Annotated in this window: 20 protein-coding genes and 1 pseudogene; 14 read left to right on the top strand and 7 right to left on the bottom strand. The window is 65.3% G+C overall.

Annotation, left to right across the window (positions count from 1 at the left end; all coding sequences use genetic code 11):
* Positions 1-110 precede the first annotated feature (110 nt).
* On the top strand, positions 111-1,769 hold the full coding sequence (locus tag CEY05_RS01120) for a methyl-accepting chemotaxis protein (RefSeq protein ID WP_088595561.1): 1,659 nt from the start codon (positions 111-113) through the stop codon (positions 1,767-1,769).
* Between the two features lie 82 nt (positions 1,770-1,851).
* Here the strand turns inward: CEY05_RS01120 and CEY05_RS01125 are convergent, their stop codons facing one another.
* Positions 1,852-3,711 carry an EAL domain-containing protein gene (locus CEY05_RS01125; protein ID WP_088595562.1) on the bottom strand — a complete coding sequence of 620 codons (1,860 nt, stop codon included), beginning with the start codon at positions 3,709-3,711 and terminating at the stop codon, positions 1,852-1,854.
* A 201-nt stretch (positions 3,712-3,912) separates the two neighbouring features.
* Here CEY05_RS01125 and rdgB point away from each other — a divergent pair, with 201 nt between their 5' ends.
* From rdgB to ntrC, 5 genes are all read left to right on the top strand, one after another.
* Positions 3,913-4,551 carry an RdgB/HAM1 family non-canonical purine NTP pyrophosphatase gene (gene rdgB, locus CEY05_RS01130; RefSeq protein ID WP_088595563.1) on the top strand — a complete coding sequence of 213 codons (639 nt, stop codon included), beginning with the start codon at positions 3,913-3,915 and terminating at the stop codon, positions 4,549-4,551.
* 69 nt (positions 4,552-4,620) lie between these two features.
* Positions 4,621-5,853: a radical SAM family heme chaperone HemW gene (gene hemW, locus CEY05_RS01135; RefSeq protein WP_088595564.1), complete on the top strand. Its 1,233-nt coding sequence runs from the start codon at positions 4,621-4,623 to the stop codon at positions 5,851-5,853.
* A gap of 173 nt (positions 5,854-6,026) precedes the next feature.
* Positions 6,027-7,439 carry a type I glutamate--ammonia ligase gene (gene glnA, locus CEY05_RS01140; RefSeq protein ID WP_088595565.1) on the top strand — a complete coding sequence of 471 codons (1,413 nt, stop codon included), beginning with the start codon at positions 6,027-6,029 and terminating at the stop codon, positions 7,437-7,439.
* A gap of 93 nt (positions 7,440-7,532) precedes the next feature.
* A complete protein-coding gene (glnL, locus tag CEY05_RS01145; protein WP_088595566.1) occupies positions 7,533-8,594 on the top strand; it encodes a nitrogen regulation protein NR(II) in 1,062 nt (353 codons plus the stop codon).
* On the top strand, positions 8,591-10,057 hold the full coding sequence (gene ntrC, locus CEY05_RS01150; RefSeq protein WP_088595567.1) for a nitrogen regulation protein NR(I): 1,467 nt from the start codon (positions 8,591-8,593) through the stop codon (positions 10,055-10,057). Before glnL ends, ntrC begins: the two co-directional genes overlap by 4 nt.
* 74 nt (positions 10,058-10,131) lie before the next feature.
* On the opposite strand, the gene CEY05_RS01155 is transcribed toward ntrC, so the two are convergent.
* Positions 10,132-11,103 (bottom strand): LysR family transcriptional regulator, encoded by a 972-nt coding sequence (locus CEY05_RS01155; RefSeq protein WP_088595568.1) that lies wholly within the window; start codon positions 11,101-11,103, stop codon positions 10,132-10,134.
* A 211-nt stretch (positions 11,104-11,314) separates the two neighbouring features.
* Here CEY05_RS01155 and CEY05_RS01160 point away from each other — a divergent pair, with 211 nt between their 5' ends.
* The 4 genes from CEY05_RS01160 to CEY05_RS01175 all read left to right on the top strand — a co-directional run bounded on the left by CEY05_RS01160 (position 11,315) and on the right by CEY05_RS01175 (position 14,646).
* Complete coding sequence (locus CEY05_RS01160) at positions 11,315-12,013, top strand: pirin family protein (RefSeq protein WP_088595569.1); 699 nt, start codon at positions 11,315-11,317, stop codon at positions 12,011-12,013.
* Positions 12,014-12,099: 86 nt separating this feature from the next.
* Positions 12,100-13,008: a pirin family protein gene (locus tag CEY05_RS01165; RefSeq protein WP_088595570.1), complete on the top strand. Its 909-nt coding sequence runs from the start codon at positions 12,100-12,102 to the stop codon at positions 13,006-13,008.
* A 92-nt stretch (positions 13,009-13,100) separates the two neighbouring features.
* Complete coding sequence (locus CEY05_RS01170; RefSeq protein ID WP_088595571.1) at positions 13,101-13,523, top strand: DUF4174 domain-containing protein; 423 nt, start codon at positions 13,101-13,103, stop codon at positions 13,521-13,523.
* Positions 13,524-13,707: 184 nt separating this feature from the next.
* A complete protein-coding gene (locus tag CEY05_RS01175) occupies positions 13,708-14,646 on the top strand; it encodes a tripartite tricarboxylate transporter substrate binding protein (protein WP_233161390.1) in 939 nt (312 codons plus the stop codon).
* Here CEY05_RS01175 and CEY05_RS01180 read toward each other — a convergent pair whose 3' ends face one another.
* The 3 genes and pseudogenes from CEY05_RS01180 to CEY05_RS01190 form a co-directional block, all read right to left on the bottom strand.
* Positions 14,647-15,423, bottom strand: a complete 777-nt coding sequence (locus tag CEY05_RS01180; RefSeq protein ID WP_088595573.1) for an ABC transporter ATP-binding protein — start codon at positions 15,421-15,423, stop codon at positions 14,647-14,649. It lies immediately after the preceding gene.
* Positions 15,424-15,582: 159 nt separating this feature from the next.
* Positions 15,583-17,187, bottom strand: a pseudogene (locus CEY05_RS01185) (ABC transporter permease); the annotation flags it as partial.
* A 27-nt stretch (positions 17,188-17,214) separates the two neighbouring features.
* The gene (locus tag CEY05_RS01190) at positions 17,215-18,246 is read right to left on the bottom strand and encodes a Fe(3+) ABC transporter substrate-binding protein (protein ID WP_369825865.1); all 1,032 of its coding nucleotides are present in this window, start codon (positions 18,244-18,246) and stop codon (positions 17,215-17,217) included.
* A 342-nt stretch (positions 18,247-18,588) separates the two neighbouring features.
* On the opposite strand from CEY05_RS01190, the gene CEY05_RS01195 reads away from it, so the two are divergent.
* Positions 18,589-19,365 (top strand): ferredoxin--NADP reductase, encoded by a 777-nt coding sequence (locus CEY05_RS01195; RefSeq protein ID WP_088596170.1) that lies wholly within the window; start codon positions 18,589-18,591, stop codon positions 19,363-19,365.
* A gap of 70 nt (positions 19,366-19,435) precedes the next feature.
* Here the strand turns inward: CEY05_RS01195 and CEY05_RS01200 are convergent, their stop codons facing one another.
* Together CEY05_RS01200 and CEY05_RS01205 are read right to left on the bottom strand one after the other, a co-directional pair.
* A complete protein-coding gene (locus CEY05_RS01200) occupies positions 19,436-20,020 on the bottom strand; it encodes a hypothetical protein (RefSeq protein ID WP_088595576.1) in 585 nt (194 codons plus the stop codon).
* 115 nt (positions 20,021-20,135) lie between these two features.
* Positions 20,136-21,104, bottom strand: coding sequence for a tripartite tricarboxylate transporter substrate binding protein (locus CEY05_RS01205; RefSeq protein ID WP_088595577.1), 969 nt, complete (start codon positions 21,102-21,104; stop codon positions 20,136-20,138).
* A 252-nt stretch (positions 21,105-21,356) separates the two neighbouring features.
* Here CEY05_RS01205 and CEY05_RS01210 point away from each other — a divergent pair, with 252 nt between their 5' ends.
* The 3 genes from CEY05_RS01210 (at position 21,357) to CEY05_RS01220 (ending at position 25,022) form a co-directional block, all read left to right on the top strand.
* Positions 21,357-21,743, top strand: a complete 387-nt coding sequence (locus tag CEY05_RS01210; RefSeq protein ID WP_088595578.1) for a Rid family detoxifying hydrolase — start codon at positions 21,357-21,359, stop codon at positions 21,741-21,743.
* Between the two features lie 124 nt (positions 21,744-21,867).
* The gene (gene recG, locus CEY05_RS01215; protein ID WP_088595579.1) at positions 21,868-24,030 is read left to right on the top strand and encodes an ATP-dependent DNA helicase RecG; all 2,163 of its coding nucleotides are present in this window, start codon (positions 21,868-21,870) and stop codon (positions 24,028-24,030) included.
* Positions 24,031-24,071: 41 nt separating this feature from the next.
* On the top strand, positions 24,072-25,022 hold the full coding sequence (locus CEY05_RS01220; RefSeq protein ID WP_088595580.1) for a LysR substrate-binding domain-containing protein: 951 nt from the start codon (positions 24,072-24,074) through the stop codon (positions 25,020-25,022).
* Positions 25,023-25,066: the final 44 nt, after the last annotated feature.

The raw sequence follows: 25,066 nt of genomic DNA on the forward strand, positions 1-25,066 counted from the left end.
GGGTTGCGCTGGCGGTGGCGATTTCTTCCCCCTGTGTCAAGGAATTGCCAAATATTGCCGGGATAATTGTCCACACGTCTCACTTCCACGAGACATGGCAACGATCCTTTATGCAAAACCGCTTGCGCATCAACACAGCCCTCTCGGCCGCCCTGGTCCTGTTCGTTCTGCTTTTCGTGATCGCCGGCACGGGCGCCGTCCTTATGCTGCGCGACACGCGGGCCTGGGTCGAGACCCTGGGGCGCGACCACATCGAACGCTCGGGCGACCTTAACAACCTGGGCACGGCGGTGTTCCAGGCCCGCGCTGCGTTGACCGACGCCAAGACCTATATGGAAGGCGGCCGCATGGAAGATCGCGACCGCGAAGTGGCGAATGCGGAAAAGCTGCTGGCTCAGGCGCAGAAGGCTTTCGCCCGCCTGCGTGATGTCCCCTATACCGATGCTGACGGCGCGGCGCTCTATGCGGCCGTGCTGAAGTCCTATTCGGATTTGGCGGACGGCTGCCTGGCGCCCATGATCAAGGCCATCCAGGGGTGGAACGGTATCGAAGTGAATCGCCTCAGCGACAAGGTCCTGGGGCCGGCATCGACGGCCTTCGTCAAGGCGGAGAGCACCTTCCAGGTGTATGCGCGACAGCGCGGCGCCGCCGCCGTCAGCGCGGTTGCCGATTCGCAGAACACGGCCATTTATGCGGCGCTGGGGCTGGGGCTGATCACGATTGCGCTGGCCATCGGCATGCGCATCTTCTTTCATCGGGCGATGCTCAAGCCGCTGGACCGCGCGGGCGAGCATTTCGACCGCATCGCCAATGGTGACCTGACCCAGGCCGTGCGCGCGGGCGGCAGCAATGAAATCGGTGTGCTCTATACCGCCATGCGCCGCATGCAGGACGGGCTGACCGGCGCCGTGTCCAGCGTGCGGGGCGGTGTGCAGGCCATGCATGGTGGCGTGCATGACATCGCACAGGCCTGTTCCGACATGTCCGATCGCAGTGCCGGGCAGGCGGCCGCCTTGCAGGAGGCCGCGGCCAGCATGTCCGAGCTGGCCGATACCGTGCATGTCACTTCGGAGAACGCCTTGCAGGCCAGCCAGCAGTCTGAACAGGCGGCCGACCTGGCGCAGCGTGGCGGTGCGGCGGTCGAGGCGGTGGTGGAGTCGATGCGCGAGATTTCGACCAGTGCGCGGCGCATCGCGGAGATTGTCGGGGTGGTTGACGGGATTGCCTTCCAGACCAATATCCTGGCGCTGAACGCCGCGGTGGAAGCGGCGCGGGCGGGGGAGCAGGGCCGGGGGTTCGCCGTTGTCGCTGGCGAAGTGCGTGGCCTGGCGCAACGCAGCAGCGTGGCGGCGCGGGAGATTCGCGATTTGATCCAGGAATCGTCGGCGCGTGTGGATGCTGGGGTGCGGCAGGTTGGCGTGGCGGGGCAGACCGTGCGCGACATGCAGGATGCGGCGCATCGTGTGTCGGGTATCGTGCGCGAGATTTCGGGCGCGGCGTCGGCGCAGGCGCAGGGTGTGCAGGTGGTGAACGAAGCCGTCGGCAGGATTGAAATGACGACGCAGGAGACGGCTGCGTTGGTGCAGGATACGGCGACGGCGGCGGGGGCGTTGCGATCGCAAGCCGAGCATTTGCTTGATGCGGTTGCGGTGTTCCGTATCAATGAACTGCAGAATCGGGGAGCCGGCGGTGCGCGGGAACTCGGCTGGAATCAGGATGGCGCCGCCCACGCAGCCCCCGCCGTCGTTGTCGGATTGGTTACCGCTTGAGTTCTAAAGGGGTAATTAAGACCCTTTTTCGCAAGCGCGCCGACTGCCGCCGCCAGCGTTGGAAGCCGGCCGACCCTGAGGCCTAGTCCCGGATCACCCCGGCATACCGCTCCACCACCAACGCGGCATTGCCATGCTTGACCTTGTGCTTCACCTGCGCTGCCGCCGACGCGATGTCCTCGGGGCGGATCCGGTCGTAGGACGCCGGCTCGACCCGCAAGGCACCGATGCCCAGCGTGACGAAGGGAAAGAAACGCATCACCCCATGGCGGTCTTCCGCCTCGATACCACCCGAAGCACGGCCGGTATCGTCATACAGATCACGCGCGCGCAGATCGAATTGCGTGATGATGTTTTCCAGCCGGCGATGCCAGTCCGGACTGCGCATCAGCACCACGAAATCATCGCCCCCCACGTGCCCGACGAAATCCCGCTGCGGATCGCAATGCTCGCGCACGATGTCCGCGCACAGCAGGATCATGTCGTCGCCACGCCAATACCCATAAACATCGTTGAAAGGCTTGAAGTTGTTCAGGTCACAGTACCCGGTGACGAACTCCACGCCGCTTTCCAGCAGCGCGCCAATATGCTGGCTGATGGGAATATTCCCCGGCAGCGACGTCAGCGGATTGGCATAACGCGCCGCCTCGATGCGCATTTCCGTGACCGAGCGCACCAACGCTTCGCCCGTACCCAGGCCGTCATAACTTCCGTCCCGCGTCACGATGAAACCATCCACCAGATAACGCTGGTCTTGCGAAATCAGCACGTGGCTCAACTGGTCGATGGAAGACTGCGCATCCACCAGCACCGGTTCGCCGTTCATGAAAGTGGAACAGGGGTCCCGGCCAAACAGTTCGCGCGTATACCGCTGCGCATAGCGATCGGTGAAATCGCGCCGGTTGATGATGCCCACCGGCCGGTTGCCGTCATCCACCACGGCCACCGCATGCAGCGATTTGTGTTCAGCGAACAAGCGGTGCACATCGTCATTGGTGTGGCGGCCATGCGACACCGCCGGCGCATCCACGCGTAGCGCCGCCACCGTCGAACTGGTATTGCGGGTCGCCCCGACGCGCTGCGGCGCACGCCGCGCCAGCATCTCCTTCACCTCGCCGGAGATGTCCAGCAACGGATCTACCTGGGGCCGGCCCAGGAACCAGCCCTGGGCGTAGCGCACACCCAGGTCGCGCACGGCGGCCAGGTCCTCGGCGTTCTCGATACCTTCGGCCACCGTGGGCGTGCCATAGCACTGCGCCACCGCCAGGACGGCGCGCACCAGCTTCTGCTTGTGCTCGTCGGTGCTGATGCCGTCGAAGAAATAGCGGTCGATCTTGACCAGGTCGGGCTGCACCTCGGCCCATAGCTGCAGGCTGGAATGACCCACGCCATAATCGTCCAGCGCCACCCGCATGCCTTGGGCACGCAGGCTGGCGAAGGCCTCGGACAGGGCGCCCATGTTCGGCGCGGCAGGATCATGCTCCGTCAATTCAATGACGATGCGGCCGGGCTCCAAGGCCAGGCCGGCCAGGATGCGGGTGGGCATCTCGTCGCCCCAGATCGTCCAGAAATGGACCAGGGCAGACGCCGACATGTTCACGAACAGATAACCCGCCGTGTCCGACGCCTGGCTGTGGAAGGCCTGCAGCCCGGTATGCGCGCTGGCCAGCTCCAGTTGCGGATGCACGCCCTGGCGCCGCGCCTCGGAAAACAGGCGCTCCGGCATATGGAAGACGGTATCGGCCGGCCCGCGGATCAGGCTCTCGTGGCCGTAGATGCGGCCCTGGGTGAGATCGACCACCGGCTGGAAGTGGGCGGTCAGCCGTCTGCTGCGCAGGATGTCGCCGAGAGAAGCCGGCCCCAGGCGGGGCGCAGAAGAAATCGAGCCAACGCCCGGATAAGGACCAGGGCCGGCGAAAGGGGTAGTACCGGAGACGAACATTCGGACGATGCTTCAATGCGCAATGGCGCTATGGTGTGCCGGGAATGTTTCGTGAACGTTTCAGAGTGTGAATGGCCGGCCGCGGCTCCAGCGGGCGATACACTACCACCACCTTAAAAAGGCGGCATGCCAAATTACATTTGTGCAGGCCGCGAACAACGCTCCGGCTTACATTCCATGACAGCGCCTCCTCCCAACGCCATGTCCACCCCCGCCTTGCCGCTCCCCGGCGCGCTTCCTGCCCGCGTCGTGCTGGCGTCCGGCAATGCCGGCAAACTGCGCGAGTTTTCCGCCTTGTTCGCGCCCCTGGGCATGGAACTGATCCCGCAAGGGCAACTGGGCGTGCCGGATGCCGAAGAGCCCTACGGGACTTTCCTGGAAAACGCCCTGACCAAGGCGCGCCACGCCAGCCGCCTGACCGGCCTGCCGGCCATCGCCGACGACTCCGGCCTGTGCGTGGATGCCCTGGGCGGTGCACCCGGCGTCTATTCCGCGCGCTACGCCAGCCTGCAGGGCGGGGAGAAGTCCGACGCCGCCAACAACGCCTTGCTGGTCCGCAACCTGGCCGGCCAGGCCAATCGCCGCGCCTGCTATGTGGCCTTGCTGGTGATGGTCCGCTCCGAGCAGGATCCGCGCCCCCTGGTGGGCGAGGGCGTGTGGTGGGGCGAAATCGTCGACGCCCCGCGCGGCGATCACGGATTCGGCTACGATCCCTATTTCTACCTGCCGCCCCAGGCGCAGACTGCGGCCGAACTGGATCCGGTCGAGAAAAACCGTCTGAGCCACCGCGCCCAGGCCCTGCGCCAATTGTTGGAGAAACTGCGGCCCGGCGTGGCTTGATTCTTGTCGCCATGACTGTTGTCCTGCCCGTCCCCGCGCCCGGCGCTTGAAAGCCGGATCGATTCGTTCATGCCCATTTCCATACCCATCCGCAGCGCCGACGCGCCGGCGCCGGCCCGCATCGCCGGCTTGTCCAAGGGCCGGTCTTCCGGCCTGACCAGCCTGCCGCCGCTCTCTATATATGTGCACGTGCCCTGGTGCGTGCGCAAATGTCCCTATTGCGACTTCAATTCCCACGCCGCCCCCGCGGGCGAAATGCCGGAACGCGCCTATCTGGACGCGCTGCGCAGCGACCTGGAACAGTCGCTGCCCCTGATCTGGGGCCGCCAGGTCAATACGGTGTTCATCGGCGGCGGCACGCCCAGCCTGCTGTCGGCCGCCGGGCTGGACGAGCTGCTGGCCATGCTGCGCGCCTGTCTGAACCTGTGGCCGGACGCCGAGATCACCATGGAGGCCAATCCCGGCACCGCCGAGGCGGGCCGTTTCAAGGATTACGCGGCCAGCGGCGTCAACCGCCTGTCGCTGGGCGTGCAGAGCTTCGACGATGCCCAACTGCGCGCACTGGGCCGTATCCATGACGCCGGCCAGGCCCGCGCCGCCATCGCCATGGCCCAGCGCGCCTTTCCCCGCGTCAACCTGGACATGATGTTCGCGCTGCCCGGCCAGACGCTGGAGGCCTGCAGGCAGGACGTGCGCGAAGCCATTGCCTTCGGCACCGAACACCTGTCGCTGTACCATCTGACGATGGAACCGAACACGGTCTTCGCCAAGTTTCCGCCTCAAGTGCCGGACGACGACGCCTCGGCGTTGATGCAGGATGAGGTCGAGGCCCTGGCCGCCGCGGCCGGCCTGCAGCGCTACGAGGTGTCGGCCTATGCGCGCGAAGGCGCACGCTGCCGCCACAACCTGAACTATTGGGAGTTCGGCGACTATCTGGGCATCGGCCCGGGCGCACACGGAAAACTGTCATTTCCGGACCGTATCGTGCGCCAGGCGCGCGTGCGCGGCCCGGATTCCTGGATGGCGCGGGCCATGGCGCGCGACGGCAGCCATATCGCCGAATCCTTGGATGTGGGCGCGGACGACCTGCCATTCGAGTTCATGCTCAACGTCCTGCGGCTGAAAGCCGGCGTGCCGACGTCGCATTTTTCCGAAAGGACCGGTTTGTCGCTGGCGGTCATCGCGCACCAATTGGAGGCAGCCACCAAGCGCGGTTTGCTCGACCCCGATCCCACCCGCCTGCGGGCGACGCATCAAGGTTGGGCATTTTTGAACGATTTGCAGGAACTATTTTTGACTTGATGCCCCATAATGGGGCGCCTCATGCACCATTATGGACACCATCTTGGTGCATAGTTCAAAAGTAGGCCTACGGGATAGCCAGGAGTCAGTCATGCGGAAACTTGGCACAGATATTGCTTTTACCCCTATGCCAGTCGAGTTGCAGCACTCGACCTTTATCAAACGGAGATGACATGGCAAGCGAGAAAGAAGTCCTGAAACAGATTCAAGACCTGGAAGTCAAGTTCGTGGACTTCCGGTTCACCGACACCATGGGCCGTGAGCATCACGTGTCGGTGCCGGCCCACCAGGTGGACGAAGACAAGTTCGAAGGCGGCCACGCTTTCGACGGCTCGTCGATCCCGGGCTGGAAGGGCATCGAAGCTTCGGACATGCTGCTGATACCGGATGCCGGCTCGGCCCGTATCGATCCGTTCATGGAAGAAACCACGCTGGTGCTGACCTGCGACGTCGTCGAACCCTCGGACATGAAGGGCTACGACCGCGATCCTCGCTCGCTCGCCAAGCGCGCTGAAGCCTACCTGAAGTCCTCCGGCCTGGGCGACACCGCCTTCTTCGGTCCGGAACCCGAATTCTTCGTGTTCGACGGCGTGACCTGGAACACCGACATGTCGGGCACCTTCGTCAAGATCAAGTCCGAAGAAGCGCCCTGGTCGACCGGCCTGGAATTCGAAGGCGGCAACCTGGGTCACCGTCCCCTGGTCAAGGGTGGCTACTTCCCCGTGCCCCCGGTCGACTCGTTCCAGGACATGCGTTCGGAAATGTGCCTGCTGCTGGAGCAGCTGGGCGTGCCCGTCGAAGTGCACCACCATGAAGTGGCCGCGCCGGGCCAGCTGGAAATCGGTACCAAGTTCAGCACGCTGGTGCAGCGCGCCGACTGGAACCAGATCCTGAAGTACGTGGTTCACAACGTGGCCCATGCCTATGGCAAGACCGCCACCTTCATGCCCAAGCCCGTCGTCGGTGACAACGGTTCCGGCATGCACGTGCACCAGTCGATCTGGAAGGACGGCCAGAACCTGTTCGCGGGCAACGGCTACGCCGGCCTGTCGGAATTCGCGCTGTACTACATCGGCGGCATCATCAAGCACGCTCGTGCCCTGAACGCCATCACCAACCCCGGTACCAACTCGTACAAGCGCCTGGTTCCGCACTACGAAGCCCCGGTCAAGCTGGCTTACTCGGCCCGCAACCGTTCGGCCTCGATCCGTATTCCCTACGTGGGCAACCCGAAGGGCCGCCGTATCGAGACCCGCTTCCCGGATCCCCTGGCCAACCCGTACCTGGCTTTCTCGGCGCTGATGATGGCCGGCCTGGACGGCGTCCAGAACAAGATCCACCCCGGCGATCCGGCCGACAAGAACCTGTACGACCTGCCGCCGGAAGAAGACGCGAAGATCCCGACCGTTTGCTCGTCGCTGGATCAAGCGCTGGAAGCCCTGGACAAGGATCGCGAGTTCCTGACCCGCGGTGGCGTGTTCAGCAACGAGATGCTCGATGCCTATCTCGCGTTGAAGGAACAGGAAGTGCAACGTCTGCGCGTGACGACGCACCCGGTCGAATTCGACATGTACTACAGCCTGTAATCTCCTAGTTGTCCTGGAGGGCAGCCTCCTGTCAAGGCAAGGGCAGCGGACCGTAGGGTTCGCTCGCCCGCGCCCTGGTGGGCGCAAATATCGATGAACGTAGACGCCTTCGAACTTCTCGCCACTGCCGTCCTGCTGGTGGACACGCAAGGCCACGTCGTATATGCCAACACCGCCGCGGAAGATTTATTCAGCCGCTCGCGCCGGCAGCTGACGGGGCAATCCGCGGCAGCCTTGTTCGATGACCGCGAACAGCTGCAGTCGTCCATCGATCAAGGGATCAAGGGCATCTTCGCCGACGCGCGCCAGCTGTCTTCGCTGCGCCGTGGCGGTGAGTCTGTATCGGTGGTGCTCACCACGGTGTCGCTGTCCGGCCAACCCTGGCCCGTGCTGCTTGAAATACGCGAGATCGAACAGCGTGTGCTGGCCGATCGCAATCATCGTCTCATCGACGAAATCGAAACCCATAGAGAACTGCTGCGCAATCTGGCCCATGAGGTGAAGAATCCCCTGGGTGGCCTGCGCGGCGCGGCGCAGTTGCTGGAAGGGGAATTGCCCGATCCATCGCTGGCCGAGTACACCCAAGTCATTATTTCCGAAGCCGATCGCCTGCAAGCGCTGGTCGATCGCCTGATCGGGCCGCAGCGTGTTCCCTTGAACGCCAGGCCGGTCAACATCCACGAGGTCTGCGAACGCGTCAGCGCGCTGATCCAGGCCGAATTCCGCGAGGGCGTGACCATCCTGCGCGATTACGATGCGTCCATGCCCGATGTGCCGGGCGACGCCGCGCGCCTGATGCAGGCCGTGCTGAACGTGGCGCGCAACGCCGCCCAGGAGCTGGCCATCCAGGCGCCGGGGCCTGACGTGCCGGCGCCGCAGATCACGCTGCGTACGCGGGTGGCGCGCCGTGTCATGCTGGCGCACCGGCAGCACCGCATGGCCCTGGTGCTTTCCATCATCGACAACGGTCCCGGCGTACCGGAACAGATCCGCGACCGTATTTTCCATCCGCTCGTCACCGCGCGTCCCGGCGGCACGGGCCTGGGCCTGAGCCTGGCGCAGGACTTCGTGCAGCAACACGGGGGCATTATCGAATTCGAATCACGTCCCAGGCATACGGAATTCCGCCTGGTGTTGCCGATGGAACCCGCATGAAACCTGTTTGGATCGTAGATGACGACCAGGCCATCCGCTGGGTGCTTGAAAAAGCCCTCGCGCGGGCTGGCGTGACCACCCGCAGCTTTTCGCAGGCGGCGGATGTACTGGCGGCGTTGGAAAGTGAAACGCCCGCTACCCTGGTGTCGGACATTCGCATGCCGGGCGGCAGCGGCCTGGACCTGCTGCGCAAGATCAAGGACAGCCATCCGTCGCTGCCGGTCATCGTGATGACCGCCTTCGCCGATCTGGACAGCACCGTGTCAGCCTTCCAGGGCGGCGCGTTCGACTATCTGGCCAAGCCTTTCGACGTCAACGAAGCGGTGGCGCTGATCCAGCGCGCGGTGCAGGAAAACGCCGACGCGGACCTGGCGCAAACCGCGACCCCCAGCGAACCGGGGGCCGAGCGCTGGATGATGACGCAGTCGGCATCCACCTCGATGCAGGAGATCTTTCGCGCCATCGGCCGCCTGGCGCAGTCCAAGGTGACCGTGCTGATCACGGGTGAATCGGGCACCGGCAAGGAGCTGGTGGCACGCGCCCTGCATGGCCACGGCGCACGCGCCAACGGGCCCTTCGTGGCCCTGAACGCGGCGGCCATTCCGCGCGATCTGCTGGAGGCCGAACTGTTCGGCCACGAGCGCGGCGCCTTCACGGGGGCCAACAACCTGCGGCGTGGCCGCTTCGAGGAAGCCAACGGCGGCACGCTGTTCCTGGACGAAATCGGCGACATGCCCATCGAGTTGCAGACGCGCCTGCTGCGCGTGCTGGCCGAAGGCAGTTTCTATCGGGTGGGCGGCGCCCAGCCGGTGCGGGTGGACGTGCGCATCGTCGCCGCCACGCACCAGCCGCTGGAGCAGCGCGTGGAGCAGGGCCTGTTCCGCGAAGACTTGTTCCACCGCTTGAACGTCATCCGCCTGCGCTTGCCGCCGCTGCGCGAGCGCGTCGAAGACATCCCGAACCTGGCACAGCATTTCCTGACGGTCAGCGCGCGTGCGCTGGGCGTGCCGGCCAAGCGCCTGACGCCCGAGGCGCTGGCGGTGCTGACGCGTTTCGACTTTCCGGGCAATGTGCGCCAGCTGGAAAACTTCTGCCACTGGCTGACCGTCATGGCGCCGGGCCAGACCATCGACCGGCAGGATCTGCCGCCGGAAATCCGCGCGATGGAGCAGCAGGGCGCGGGCGAGACGGTCGTGCGCGGGATCGCCACCACGACGGCGCCCGCGGGCGCCGAAAGTGCGCCGCAAAGCTGGCAGGATTCCTTGCTGCGCGACGCGCAAAGCCGCCTGGACCGCGGCGAGCCCGCCATCATGGCGACGCTGACGCGGCAGTTCGAGCGCATCTTGCTGCAGACGGCGCTGGATGCCAGCCGCGGCCGGCGGGTTGAGGCGGCGTCACGGCTGGGGATAGGGCGCAATACCATCACGCGTAAATTGCGTGACCTGGGTATCGAAGACGAATAAGGGCCTTGCCCCTGGTTCTTGCAGGACTGCCAGGGGGCCGGCCTGGGGCGGGTCCGGACCTTTGCCCACGGCTTCTACGCCAATGCCGGCATGCCTTCCGTCAGACTGACGCACAGGCGTTCCGATTCCAGCTTCTTCAGCCACCACTTCAACGCCTCGCCCTGTACCGGGGCGCGCCAGGCATAGAGCAGGCGTTCGCTGCCGAACTTCTGCTCCTGGGTGGCCTTCTCCACCAGCAGCCCTTGCGCCAGGTACACCCCGGCCAGGGCGCGCGGCACATACCCACAACCCAGTCCCCGGATCTGCGCGTCGATCTTGCCCTGCATGGTGGGCATGACGATGCGCTGCTGCTGGTCCAGCAGGTTGCGCGTGGCCGGCGGCAGGGCGCGCGCGGTATCGGCCACGACCACGGCGCAATGCGCGGCGATTTCCGTCGGTGTCAGCGGGTGCTCCACCGTCGCCAGCGGATGGTGCGGGGCCACGCAGAAGGCGAAGCGCGCCTCCCCCAAAGGGCGTGATTCATAGCGTCCCGGCGGTGCCGTCGACGCATCGGCGCCTATCACCAGGTCGGCCCGGCCTGACGTCAGGGCATCCCACGAGCCGCTCAGCACTTCGCTGGAGAAACGCAGCTTCGTGTCGCTGCCCAAGGCCTGGAATTCCTCGATCAGGTCGTAGATGGGGCGCCACGCCACGATGGCACCGACGGCGATGCGCAATTCCAGCTCCCAGCCCGTGGCGATGCGGCGTACCCGCCGCGCCAGGTCTTCCAGCGATTGCAGCACCACCCGGCCGTCCTCCAGCAGGGCGGTGCCGGCCAGCGTCAGCACCGCGCGGTGGCCGCTGCGGTCGAACAGCAGCACGTCCAGCTTGTCCTCCAGGCGCCGCACGGCATAGGTGATGGCCGATGGCACCTTGTCCAACTCGCGCGCCGCGCGGGCGAAGCTGCCGGTGCGGGCAATGGCGTCCAGCATCACCAGCAGTTCAGGGGTGATGGGCGGGCCGGTGGGGGTGTCGGTGGCAATGGAGTCGGGAAGAGGGCGGGCCATGGTGGGTGATCGAGCGCGGAAAGGGGGGGGTGTTGGGGATATTGGGGATATTGGCGGGCCGGCAACGGACGTCGGCAAACTCATTCAAATTTATTGAATGATGTCGTCAAAACCATGCAGCCGCAAGCCCCTCGCTGAAGCCCAGAATACGTTCCATAGCAGCTCAACAACGAAACGAGTTCAACGGTTCAACAGAACAGGAGTCATCGACATGCTTACCATCCGTCGCAGTGAAGAACGCGGTTACGCCGACCATGGCTGGCTCAAGAGCCATCACACCTTTTCTTTCGCCGATTACTACGATCGCAACCACATGGGCTTCGGTCCCCTGCGCGTGATCAACGATGACCATATCGGTGCCGGCCGCGGCTTCGGTACGCACGGCCACCGCGACATGGAAATCCTGACCTACGTGCTGGAAGGCGCCGTGGCCCACAAGGACAGCATGGGCAATGGTTCGACCATCCGCCCGGGCGATGTGCAAAGGATGAGCGCCGGCCGTGGTGTGCTGCACTCGGAATTCAATCCGCAGCCCGATCAAGGCACGCATCTGCTGCAGATCTGGATCGAACCCGATGTCACGGGTATCGTGCCGGAATACGAGGAAAAGCGTTTCGACGACGCTGAAAAGCGTGGCCGCCTGCGTCTGGTGGCGTCGCCGGACGGTGCCGACGGCTCGGTGCGCATCCACCAGGACGCGCGTCTGTATGTCGGTCTGTTCGAGGAAACCGAGAAGGCCGAGTTGAATCTGGCCGCAGGGCGCCGGGCGTGGATCCATGTGGCGCGTGGCAGCGTGACGGTGAACGATCAGGCGTTGAAGGCGGGTGATGCGCTGGCGGTCACCGACGAGAGCCGGCTGGAATTCAGCCAAGGCGAAGGTGCCGAAGTGCTGGTGTTCGATCTGCCGTGATGGCGGGGTGTATGGACCCTGGGCCCGTCGACCGCCGCTCGGGCCTGCTTGACCCTTCATTCGACCTACTTTTACTGGAATCCGCCATGTCCACTCTGTCCCACGACCCGTCTTCAGCCATCGAAACCATCGTGGTGCCGCGCACCAGTGACCTGGGCGGTTTCGAAGTCCGGCGCGCCTTGCCTTCGATCCAGAAGCGCACCGTCGGCCCCTTCGTTTTCCTTGACCAGATGGGCCCGGCCTTGCTGGCGGCGGGCCATGGCATCGATGTGCGTCCGCATCCGCACATCGGCCTGTCCACGGTCACCTATCTGTACGAAGGCGGCATCGTGCATCGCGACGGCGCGGGGCATGTGCAGACCATCTTGCCGGGCGAGGTGAACTGGATGACCGCCGGCCGTGGCATCGTCCACTCCGAGCGTTCGCCGGTGGAAAGCCGTGCGCACGAGCAGCGTATCGCCGGCCTGCAAGCGTGGGTTGCCTTGCCGCGCGACCAGGAGGAAACCGATCCCGGTTTCCTCCACTATGGCCGCGATGCGCAGGCCGTGGCGGAAGGCGAAGGGGTGCGGGCGCAGATCATCGCCGGATCGCTGTTCGGGCAGACGTCATCGGTGCGCACCTTGTCGCCGCTGTTCTTCGGCGACGTGCAGATGGAAGCCGGCGCCCGGGTGCAACTGCCGGCGGAATATGAAGAGCGCGCGGCCTACATCACCAGCGGCGCGGTGGAGATCGAAGGCCAGGTTCACGAGGCCGGCCGCCTGGTGGTGTTCGCGCCTGGCTGTCCGGTGGAGCTCAAGGCCCACGGCGCCACCCGAGTGGCCTTGCTGGGCGGCGAGCCCCTGGATGGTCCGCGCCATGTGTGGTGGAACTTCGTCTCCAGCAACCCCGACCGTATCGCCCAGGCGCGCGAAGACTGGATGCGCGATCGTTTCGCCCAGACCGTGCCGGGCGATGAAACGGAATTCATCCCGGCACCGGAGTTGAAGCGGGCCTGATCGGCGTCTTCCAGCGCTGCTCTCCCATGCCTGGGCACACGGCATGCGCCGGTGGTGATTCGCTCGTTTCGGCATTTGAAAGGGGAGGCGACATGCAATATTCCGGGGGTATCGTCGTGCTGTCAGCCGTGCTGGCGGCCGTTCCAACCGCCGCGCGGGCGGAAAAGCCGGGCTCGATGGACGCAATGCGCTGGCACCACCGCGTCGTGCTGATGTCGTCCCCAGATGCAGGAGATCCGAACCTTGCCGCGCAGCGCCGCATCCTGGACGACTGGAAAGCGGGCGCGGCCGATCGGGATATCGTCCTCGTGCAAGTGGGCGCCGCCCAGGCACAGGGAACGACCGATTCCGCCAACGCGCTACGCAAGCGTTATGAACTGCCGGCGAGTGGCTTCCAGGTGCTGCTGATCGGCAAGGACGGACACGTCGCCTTGCGGTCGGCCCAGCCGATCAGTGCGGCAACGCTGGCCGGCACGATCGACGCCATGCCGATGCGGAAAGCTGGACAGCGTTGACATGTCCGGCTGTGACATGCCTGGCTGACATGCCCGCCTGAGCCGGCCCGGTTATCGCTGCCGAGTCGTGCGCTTCCCGATATGATGCGATCTGGCCGGGCCCGCACGAGGCTCGGCGTCACAGAATATCGAGGAGACAACCATGCTTTCTTTCGCTCGCGCCACGGCTTATTGCGCGGCACTGATGTGCGTCACGGCGGCTGCCGCCGGCGTGGCGCAGGCCGCCGGCTTTCCCACGCGGCCGATCACTTTCATCGTTCCGTACACGCCAGGCGGTACCACCGATATTGTGGCGCGTACGGTCAGCCAGAAGCTGGGCGAGAAATTCGGCCAGACCGTAATCGTGGAGAACCGTCCTGGCGCGGGCGGCAATATCGGCATGGAGGCAGTGGCCAAGGCGGCACCCGATGGCTACACCATAGGCTTCGGTGCCATCTCCACCAATGCGCTCAATCCCTTCGTCTATCCGTCCATGCCTTTCGATCCCACCAAGGCATTCACCGGCATCAGCATGCTGGGCACGTCGGCGGTAGTGATCGAAGTCGGTCCGCAAGTGCCCGTCAAGGACATCCCGGGTCTCATCGACTACGCCAAGAAACATCCGGGGCAGGGCTTCGGCACCCCGGGTACCGGCACGTCCATGCACCTGGCCGGCATCATGTTCGACCAGGCGACCGGTGCGGGCATGCAGCACGTGCCGTACAAGGGCAGCTCGCAGGCCATCAATGACCTGCTGGGCGGCCATATCAACATCCTGTTCGACAACCTGCCGGCCTCGTTGCCGCATATCAAGGCGGGCAAGGTGCGCGCGCTGGCGGTCACGGGCAATGCGCGCTCCAGCGTCTTGCCGGACGTACCGACGCTCAAGGAATTGGGCTATGCCGGCGCCGTGGTGGATCCCTGGTTCGCCGTCTATGGTCCCGCGAACATGCCGGCCGACGTCGCCCAGGCCTTGAGCGAGGCCTTCCGCTGGGCCCTGGCACTGCCCGACGTCAAGGAGAAGCTGCTTGCCGCGGGCTTCAATCCGTATGGTTCGACGCCGCAAGAGGTCGACACGCTCAGCCGCAATGAATACGAGCGCTTCAAGGCGCTGTCGGCGAAGGTGTCGTTGAAGGCGGACTAGTCACCGCCCCCGGGCATACGCGGCCGCGCGCTGTTCCGCCAACGCTTCACGGCGGATGAAATCCGCCACGCCCGCATCGGCAGGATGATGGTGCAGGTTGTAGGGGGTATCCCACTGCGCCAGACTCCCCTCCCGCATCACGCCGACGCGGTCCGCGATGGCAAAGGCTTCGGCCTGGTCGTGTGTCACCAGCAAAGCCGTGTGGCCGGTTTCCTTGAGGATGTCGCGCAGCTCGAACGCCAGCCGTTCCCGGGCATCGGCATCCAGGTTGGAAAACGGTTCGTCCAGCAACAGCAGTTCCGGCGCGGGCGCCAGCGCGCGCGCCAGGGCCACGCGTTGCTGCTGGCCGCCCGACAGTTCATGGGGATAGCGGTCGGCCAGCGCGCCCAGCCCGACCAGATCCAGCATGTCGCGCACGCGTTCGCGCTGCCGCGGGCGCGGCCAGCGACGCAGGCCGAAGGCCACATTGCCGGTCACGTCCAGGTGCGGGAACAGGGCATAGTCCTGGAACATCAGGCCCACCCGGCGCGCCTGCGGCGCCACGCTGGAGGTCGCGCTCGATAGCTCCGTGCCGTCCAGGCGGATGTGGCCGCCGCGCAGCGGTTCGAAGCCGGCGATGGCGCGCAGCACCGAGGTCTTGCCGCAGCCCGATGGCCCCAGCAGGCTGCCGATATGGCCGCGCGCCAGCGTCAGGCTGAGCGCGTCGACGACGACGCGCGGACCCTGGTTGGTGTCGTAGGCCAGTTGCAGTCGATCGAGTTCAAGCAGGTTGGTCATGGTGGGCAGATCGAATCCGCATCATGAATGCGTGGAGGCAGGTGGGGGCGTTCGGGACGGCGGTGCTGCCGCCGGCACCGCCGCGGCCTTGCGGGTTGCCGGTTCGCCGCGGGATGCTCGCGGCCGCGCTTTCAGGCGCGCTGCCGGACCGGCCTGCGCTCGCGCCAGCAGGATCACCGGCAGCAACCCTGCGGCGACGATGCCCAGCGCGGCTACCGCGCCTTCTTCGTAGGTGCCGCGCGCGGCTTCGGCGTAGAGCCACGTCGCCAGGGTATCGAAATTCATCGGCCGCAGCAGCAGTGTGGCGGGCAGCTCCTTCATGGCATCGACGAAGACCAGCAGCGCCGCCGTCGCCAAGGCAGGCCGCAGCAGCGGCAGGTGCACCCGCCGCAAGGTGCCGCCGGCGCTTTCGCCCAGCAGGCGCGCCGCCTGTTCCAGGGACGGTGGAATGCGCGCCAGGCCCGCTTCGATGCTGCCCGCGCCGATGGCCAGGAAACGGATGACGTAGGCGATGACCAGGGCACTCATCGACCCCATCAGGATTTGCCCCGTGCCCACGCCGAAGATCGCGCCCACGCGGGCGAGGACGCCGTCGAACCAGGCGAGCGGCGTCAGCAGGCCGATGGCCAGCACTGTGCCGGGAATGGCATAACCCAGGCTGGCGGCGCGTGGCCCCCCGGCCAGAAGGCCGCCGCGCGCGCTTTCGCGTACCCGGCGCGCGGCCCAGGCCACGATCAAGCCACAGACCAGGGTCGCCAGCGTGGCGGCAGCGGCCACGCTGACCGTGTTGCCCGCCGCGGCCCACAACTGGGTCGACACGCCGCCCACCAGATGCAGGCGCTTCTGTGTTTCCCACAGCAGATACAGCGTCGGCGCGACAAAGCCCAGCAGTACCGGCAGCGTGCCCAGCCCGCAGGCGAGCCAGCCGGCAACGCCCCGCAGGCGCACGGGCTGCAAAGGACGCGGACGTTGCGTGGCGGCGTAGCGTTGCCGGCGCCGGCCGCGCCGTTCGAGAAGAATCAATGCCAGGACACAGGCCAGCATGGCCAGGGCGATCTGCGCCGCGCCGGCCAGGTCGGAACGAGTGACCCATGTGGTGTAGACCGACACGGTCAGGGTCTGCACGCCAAGGAATTCGGACGCGCCAATATCGTTGAGCGTTTCCATCAACACCAGGCTGATGCCCACGGCCAGCGCCGGCCGTGCCATCGGCAAGGCCACGCGCCAGAATGCGCCCCATGGCCCGGCGCCCAGCGTCCGCGCTGCTTCCATCACGTTGGCGGCCTGCGTCATGAACAGCGCGCGGGTGCTCAGGTAGACGTAGGGATATAGCGCGAAGCCGAGCACGAAAATGGCGCCCGGCAGCGAGCGCAGATCGGGCAGGCGGAATTGGCGCGGACTGTCGAAGCCGAGCAGGGCGCGCAGGGTGGTCTGCACGGGTCCGATCGGATGCAGCAGATCCAGGTAGGCGTAGGCCAGGATGTAGGTGGGCACTGCCAGTGGCAACAGCAGGGCCCAGGACAGCAGGCGCCGTCCGCGAAACGCATAAGCGCTGACCAGCCAGGCGCTGGCCACGCCCAGCAAAGTGGTGAGCGCGCCGACGCCTGCCAGCAGCGCAATGGTGTTCAGCGTCGCTTGCGGCAGGACATGGCGGCCCAGATGAGCCCAATGCGCGGTGTCACCGCTCAGGGCCCAACCAGCCAGCGCCGCCAGCGGCGCGCATACCAGCAGCGCGATCAGCGCCGCGGCCCAGGACCAGGGCATGGATGTCTTGATACCGGCTTGCCCGGCTCACTGGTCGAAGCCGACCTTGTCGACCAGCTCGCTGGCCTGCTTGCGGTAGCGGGCGATATCGGCCACCGGCAGCTTGTCGACGTTCAGCGGACCGAAGGATGCGACGACCGGATCGAGATGCACGCCGGCGCGTACCGGGTACTCATAGTTGGCTTGGGCGTAGAGGGCCTGGGCTGGCGCCGACACCAGGTACTCCAGCAGCTTGACCGCGCCTTCCTTGTGCGGGGCATGGCGCGCAACCGTAGCGCCGCTGATGTTGACGTGCGTACCGTTGCCCTGGATGAAGGTGGGACGGATGACCTTGATGGCATCGCCCCATTTGCGGCCGTCGCTGCCGGCTTCGGCGTTCTTCATGTGGCCGGCGTAATAGGCGTTGGCGATGCCGATATCGCAGATACCGCCCAGGATGTCGCGCGCGACGTCGCGGTCGCCGCCAGTGGCCTTGCGCGCCAGGTTGGCCTTGACGCCGCGCAGCCATTTTTCCGTGGCGGCCGCGCCATCATGCGCGATCATCGCCGCCACCAGGCCCGTGTTGTAAGGGTGCTGGCCCGCGCGGATGCAGACTTTGCCCTTCCATTTCGGGTCGGCCAGGTCTTCGTAGTGGAAGCTGGACAGGGGCAGGTTCTTGTCGGCGTAGAGCACGCGGTCGCGCAAGGACAAGGCGTACCAGCTGCCACCGGCGCCGCGCAGATTGATGGGCACCACGGATTCCAGTTCCGCCGACGGCGCGGGTTGCGTCACGCCGCCGTCCACGAGGTCCAGCAGATTGCCGATGTCCACCGTCATCAGCACGTCGGCCGGCGACTTCTCGCCCTCGGCCTTGACGCGTTCCAGCAGGCCGTCCTTGACGAACACCGTGTTGACCTTGACCCCGCTTTGCTTGGTATAGGCATCCAGCAAGGGCTGGATCAGCTTGGGCTCACGGGTGGTGTACAGCGTCACTTCATCGGCGGCGTGCGCGGGCAGGGCGACGGCGGTCAGCGCGAGCGCGGCGAATAGCGGAGCAGGGCGGGGCAGGGAACGGGACACGGCGAATCTCCGGGTAACGAAAACGATTCTCATATAACGAAGGCGCAAGATAGCAGGAAGTCATGTTGTATTCAACTATCTGTAAGGAATGTCCAAGTTTCGCCCGAATGGTTACGCCGGCGAGCAGGTGCGGGGGTAAATGCGCGGCAATTGCTCGCACTCGGCATAAGTACATGCCGAATCGGTCTAAGGTCAGGCCCCCAATGAGAACGTTTATCATCAAAAAGCGGTAAACTCGGGGTTTCCCTCAAATGGCGGGCGCGCCTTTCATGCGCGGCCGGCGGCGACGGCTCCGAGGAGTTGCCGCAACGCATCTTCTTATTCGCGTATTCACTTTCCGATATGGCAGCCTTCAACCACGAGCGCGTCTTGAGCGTGCACCACTGGAACGACACCCTTTTTTCCTTCAAGACTACCCGCGATGCGGCGCTGCGCTTTCACAATGGCCATTTCGTCATGATCGGCCTGGAAGTGGAAGGCAAGCCTTTGCTGCGCGCGTATAGCATCGCCAGTGCGAACTACGAGGAAAATCTCGAATTTCTCAGCATCAAGGTGCCCGACGGCCCCCTGACTTCGCGCCTGCAGCATTTGAAGGAAGGCGACACCATCCTGGTCAGCCGCAAGCCCGTGGGCACTTTGGTCGTGGACGACCTGAAGCCTGCCAAGCACCTGTATTTGTTTGGCACGGGTACTGGCCTGGCGCCCTTCATGAGCATCATCAAGGACCCGGACGTCTACGAACGTTTCGAGAAAGTGGTGCTCGTGCATGGCGTGCGCTGGGTCAGCGAACTGGCTTACGCGGACTACATCCAGAACGAATTGCCGGCCAATGAATTCTTCGGCGACATGGTCAACGGCAAGCTGGTGTATTACCCCACCGTCACGCGCGAACCCTTCCGCAACCAGGGCCGCATCACGGAACTGGTGGAAAGCGGCAAGCTGTTCGAGGATATCGGCTTGCCCCCGATGAACCCGCAGGACGACCGCGCCATGCTTTGCGGCAGTCCGCATATGCTGGCCGACATCAGCGCCATGCTGGACAAGCGCGGCTTCGTCGTTTCCCCGGGCGTGGGCCAGCCCGGCGACTACGTGGTGGAACGCGCGTTCGTCGAGAAGTAATCCGGCAGCAAGCCCGCTGGCACAAGGAAAGAGCATCCCCTGGAGGATGCTCTTTCAGTTTCTGGAGCGATCATCTCAGTGCGGGATGCCGCGGGTGTCCGCGGGGCTCCATGAACAGAAAGAGGTCGACCTGATCGAAGCCATCGGCGTCCGAGTAATCGTAGCGCCATAGTGCGGTGGGAGATTTCCCCATGTCATCCATCAATCGGGACACGCGCTTCATCTTCCTCGTTATCGGGTTGATGATGTCGTTCAGTTCCATCAGCTGGATTCCGCCAAGTTCGATGCCTTTGCGCATGGCTGCGCAGAGATGAACCGCAGTGACGTCGTCCGCGTAGTATTCCTTCGTTTTCTGTGTCCTGAACGCCTCCATGAGCCGGATTTTCCCGGCTGAAATCTCCATCATGAACCGGTGGTTGGGACGCTGCGGATCGGCCGTGCCGAATCTGTACCCAACCGTCTTGAAGGAATCATCGGTGAGCGTCACGGCCGAGTGGAGTAGCTGGTTGGAACTGTAGGCGTAGCGGCGCCATGCAGCCTCATCGGCGGGATGCGCGCTGGTGTCCGGATCTCGCTCGACCGGCTCGGCGCTCGGGTCCAGCCCGCGGTTATCGCGGACGGTGATCTTCGGGGTGCCGGTGCAAAGCGTTGCCATGGGTCGCGTTTTCGGAGGTGGTCTTGTATGCCCCCGGGTATAACGCCTGCGCCACGACAACGCTTATCAAAGTCCGCACGATTCTTTTGAATCCATGCCGCCGCCACCGAAAGCCTTACTCCGGCTCGATCCCGGCCTGCTTGATGATTTCCGCCCATTTCTTCGACTCACCCTTCTGGAAAGCGGCCAATTCATCGGGAGAGGACGTTTCCGGCACGGTGCCCGTCAGCTTGTAGAACTGCTGGGCCGCCTGGCCCTTGGTGGCCTGCGCCAACAGGTCATGCAGCTTCTGGACGACGGCCGGCGGCGTCCTGGCGGGGGCATACGCCGCGAACCAGTAACCCATTTCATACCCCGGGACACCGGACTCGGCGATGGTCGGCACGTCCGGCGCCAGCGGCGAGCGCTGCTGGGTGGTGACACCCAAGGCGCCCAGCTTGCCTGATTGCACCTGGGGCAAGCCGGTGGCGGTATCGGTGATCATCATGTTGATCTGGCCGCCCAGCAGGTCCGTGACCGCCAGCGGATTACTCTTGTAAGGCACGTGCAGCAGCTTGACCCCCGTCATCTGCTGCAGCAACTCACCCGCGATGCGGCTGCTGGAACTGCCGCTACCGAAACTGAGCTTGCCCGGGTTCTTGCGCGCGTCGTCGAGGAAATCCTGGACATTCTTGTAAGGGGCGTCGGGCCGGACCACCATGATCTGCGCGCCTTTACCCAGCAGCGTCAGCGGCGCGTAGTCCTTGACGGGGTCATACTGCAGTTGCTTGTACAGATGCTCGTTGGCCGCGTGCGTGGTGTTGGTGGTGATCAGCACGGTGTAGCCGTCGGGCGCGGCGCGCGCCACTGCCTGTGCCCCGATCATCGCGCTGGCGCCCGGCTTGTTCTCGATGATGACGGTCTGTCCGCTTTCCTGCGTCACGCCCTGGGCGATGGCGCGGCCGATCTGGTCGGTGGCGCTGCCCGGCGCGAACGGCACGATGAAGGTGATCGGATGGTTGGGAAAGTCGGCGGCGTGCGCCGTCGGTACCAGCGCGGTGCCGGCCAGCAGCAGCGCAAGCGTACAAGATGCGGTGATTCGCATGGTTGTCTCCGGTTGTGATTCTGATTTGTGGGAGCACTATAGGCAGGGCGGGGCGATCCGTGAAATCGAAAAACAGGATGAATTCATAGATAAACCCGATGCCCCTCAAACTTTTTCCGCGCTTCTGTTACCACTAGCCCATGCATCCGCGTCATAGTCCAGACTACCCAGGTCTTTCGCGTGCAACTATTGAAGACTAAACTTCGATAGACTAAGGATTAAATCCGTCAACGCCTTACAAGGGATCCACCTATGAGCAAGCAAATCATCCACACCTCAGCCGCGCCTGCCGCTGTGGGGCCTTACTCGCAGGCGGTTGCCGTGAATGGCGGCAAGACGGTTTACCTGTCGGGCCAGATCGGCCTGGAGCCGGATTCCGGGGAAATGGTGTCCGAGAACTTCGAAGCCCAGGTGCGCCAGGCTTTCGAAAACATGCAGGCCGTCATCAAGGAAGCGGGCGGCACGCTGAACCATATCGTCAAGCTGACGCTGTTCCTGACCGACCTGGGCAAGTTCGCGGCGGCCAATGCCATCATGGCCGAGATCATCCCGCAGCCGTTCCCGGCCCGTTCGACGGTGGGCGTGGCCAGCCTGCCCAAGGGGGCCCAGTTCGAGGTCGAAGCGATCCTGGTCATCTGAAGCCGCGCATCGCTAAACCGTTTTTCAAGACCGCGCACTTTACGTACACGCGTTTCACCATCATCACGCTTCCATGACCCTGACGCGGGCGGCAGCCTTGCCGCCCGCAGGACCCACACCAGCCATGCCCGCTTCCGCGGCTTCCCGCAAACCCGTTCCTGCCGCCGCAGCCGATGGCAAACCCGCCACGCGGCGTGGGGGAGGCACGGGCGTACGGGCGAGCAAACCCCAGGGAAGCAAACCCGACGAGGCCAAGCCCCGTTCCGATCTCGAACGGCGTTTGCGCACGCTGGGGCTGACCACGCCGATGGACCTGGTGTTGCACCTGCCGTTGCGCTACGAGGACGAGACACGCGTCACGCCCATCTCCGCCCTGCGGCCGGGCTATCCGGCCCAGGTCGAGGGCGAGATCACGCGTTGCGAAGTGACGTACCGGCCGCGCAAGCAGTTGACCGCCGCCATTGCCGATGAATCCGGCGAATTGCAGCTGCGCTGGTTGAATTTCTATCCCAGCCAGCAGAAGCAGTTGACGGTGGGCCGGCGCCTGAGGGCGCGCGGCGAGGTCCGCGGCGGCATCTTCGGGCGCGAAATGGTGCATCCGCGCATGGCCGTGGCGGATGCGCCGCTGGCCACTGCCTTGACGCCGGTCTATCCGACCACGGAGGGCTTGCAGCAGCCCGTGCTGCGCAAGGCCATCGCCCAGGCCCTGGCGCAGACCGATCTGGCCGACACCTTGCCCGACCCGGTGCGCGAACGCTACGGCCTGCAGCATCTGGACGCTGCCATCCGCCTGCTGCACGCACCGCCGCCGGGTGTCAGTGAAGATGCGTTGATCGAGCGTGCCCATCCGGCCTGGCTGCGCGTCAAGTTCGACGAATTGCTGGCGCAGCAGTTGTCGTTGGCAGCGGCGCGCGCGGCGCGGCGCGCCAACCGCGCCTCGCCACTGGTGGCGACCGACGCCGCCGATGGCCTGGTGGCGCGGCTGTATGGCGTGCTGCCCTTCAAGCTGACTGGCGCCCAGCAGCGCGTGGTGGCGGAGATCCGTGCCGACCTGGCGCTGTCTTATCCCATGCACCGGCTGCTGCAGGGCGATGTCGGCAGCGGCAAGACGGTGGTGGCTGCCATCGCCGCGGCGCAGGCCATCGAGGCCGGCGCCCAGGTGGGCCTGATGGCACCTACCGAGATCCTGGCCGAACAGCATTTCCGCAAACTGGTGGACTGGCTGCATCCGCTGGGTGTGCGCATCGAGTGGCTCAGCGGCAGCCTGGGCGCCAAGGCCAGGCGCGAGGCCGTGGCCGCGGTGGCCGCCGGCACCGTCGATCTGGTGGTCGGCACGCAGGCACTGATCCAGGATCACGTGGAGTTCGCGCGCCTGGGGCTGTCCATCGTGGACGAACAACATCGCTTCGGCGTCGGCCAGCGGCTGGCCCTGGCCCGCAAGGGGGAGACGCCAGAGGAGCGGCTGGTTCCGCATCAACTGAACATGAGCGCCACGCCCATCCCGCGCACCTTGGCGATGACGTTTTTCGCGGACCTTGACGTGTCGGTGATCGACGAGCTGCCGCCCGGGCGCACGCCAGTGGTGACCAAGCTGGTCAGCGATGCCCGCCGCGAAGAAGTCATCGCGCATATCGCCCATGCCGCGCGGCAGGGGCGCCAGGTCTACTGGGTCTGTCCGTTGGTGGAGGAAAGCGAGGCGCTGGAACTGCAGACCGCCGTCGACACGCATGCGGCCCTGTGCGCGGAATTGCCCGATCTGCGGGTGGGATTGGTGCATGGCCGCCTGCCGCAAGCCGAGAAGGCCGAGGTCATGCAGGCATTTCGCGCGGGCGAGGTCGACGTGCTGGTGGCAACGACGGTCATCGAGGTGGGCGTGGACGTTCCCAACGCGTCGTTGATGGTGATCGAACATGCCGAGCGCTTCGGCCTGGCCCAGCTGCATCAATTGCGCGGGCGGGTGGGGCGGGGCACGGCGGAATCGGTGTGCGTGCTGTTGTACGCGCCCCCCTTGTCAGGCATTGCCCGCGAGCGCCTGCGCGCCATGTTCGAGACCGCCGATGGTTTCGAGATCGCGCGGCGCGACCTGGAACAGCGTGGGCCGGGTGAATTCCTTGGCACGCGCCAATCCGGCACGGCGCTGTTGCGCTTTGCCGATATCGAAGTCGATGCCCATATCGCCGAGCAGGCCCGCGAAGCGGCGGCCTGCCTGCGCGCCGAGTATCCGGCGGCCGCCGAGGCGCACCTGGCCCGCTGGATGCGCGGCCGGGAAGACTTTCTACGAACTTGAGACCCCGGCCGCCGTCCGGGCCGGATTACTGGAAACGCACTATGACGCTCACCGAACTCAAATATATCGTTGCCGTCGCGCGCGAGCGCCATTTTGGCCGGGCGGCCGAGGCGTGTTTCGTCAGCCAGCCGACCTTGTCGGTGGCGATCCGCAAGCTGGAGGACGAGCTGGGCGTGACCATCTTCGAACGCGGTGGCGCCGAGGTGGGCGTGACGGCCATCGGCCAGCGCATCGTCGCCCAGGCGCAGAAGGTATTGGAGGAAAGTGCCGGCATCAAGGAGATCGCCCGCCATGGCCATGATCCGCTGGCGGGGCCCTTGCGGGTCGGTGTGATCCATACCATCGGGCCCTATCTGCTGCCGCGCCTGGTGCCGGTGCAGATCGCGCGCACGCCGCAGATGCCGCTACTGTTGCAGGAGAATTTCACGGTACGGCTGGTGGAGCTGCTGCGCCAGGGCGAGATCGATTGCGCCATCATGGCCCTGCCGCTGCCGGAGGCTGGCCTGGTGGTGCAGCCGCTGTACGACGAACCTTTCCTGGTGGCGGTGCCGCGCGACCATCCCTGGGCCAAGCGCAAGAGCATTCTGGCGGAGGACCTGAAGCAGCAGACCATGCTGCTATTGGGCAGCGGCCATTGTTTCCGCGACCAGGTGCTGGAGGTCTGTCCGGAGCTGTCGCGCTTTTCCGCGGCCAGCGATGGCATACAGCGGACTTTCGAAGGGTCGTCGCTGGAGACCATACGCCATATGGTCGCGGCCGGTATCGGCATCACCGTGCTGCCGATCACGGCCGTGCCGGAGCACCCGCCCGCCGACAGCCTGTTGACCTATATCCCGCTGGAGCCGCCGACGCCGGATCGCCGTGTGGTGCTGGCGTGGCGGCGCAGCTTTCCGCGGCTGGCGGCTATCGAAGCGCTGGCGCAGGCCATTTACCACACGCCGCTGGCGGGTGTGCGGATGCTCGAAGACGAGCTGGCGTCGCACCAGGATTGATTTTTTCTGGTGGTATTCTTGCTCAGCAATTCAATCCAATATCG

The sequence above is a fragment of the Achromobacter sp. HZ34 genome (genome assembly GCF_002209485.1).
Lineage (GTDB): Bacteria > Pseudomonadota > Gammaproteobacteria > Burkholderiales > Burkholderiaceae_B > Bordetella_C.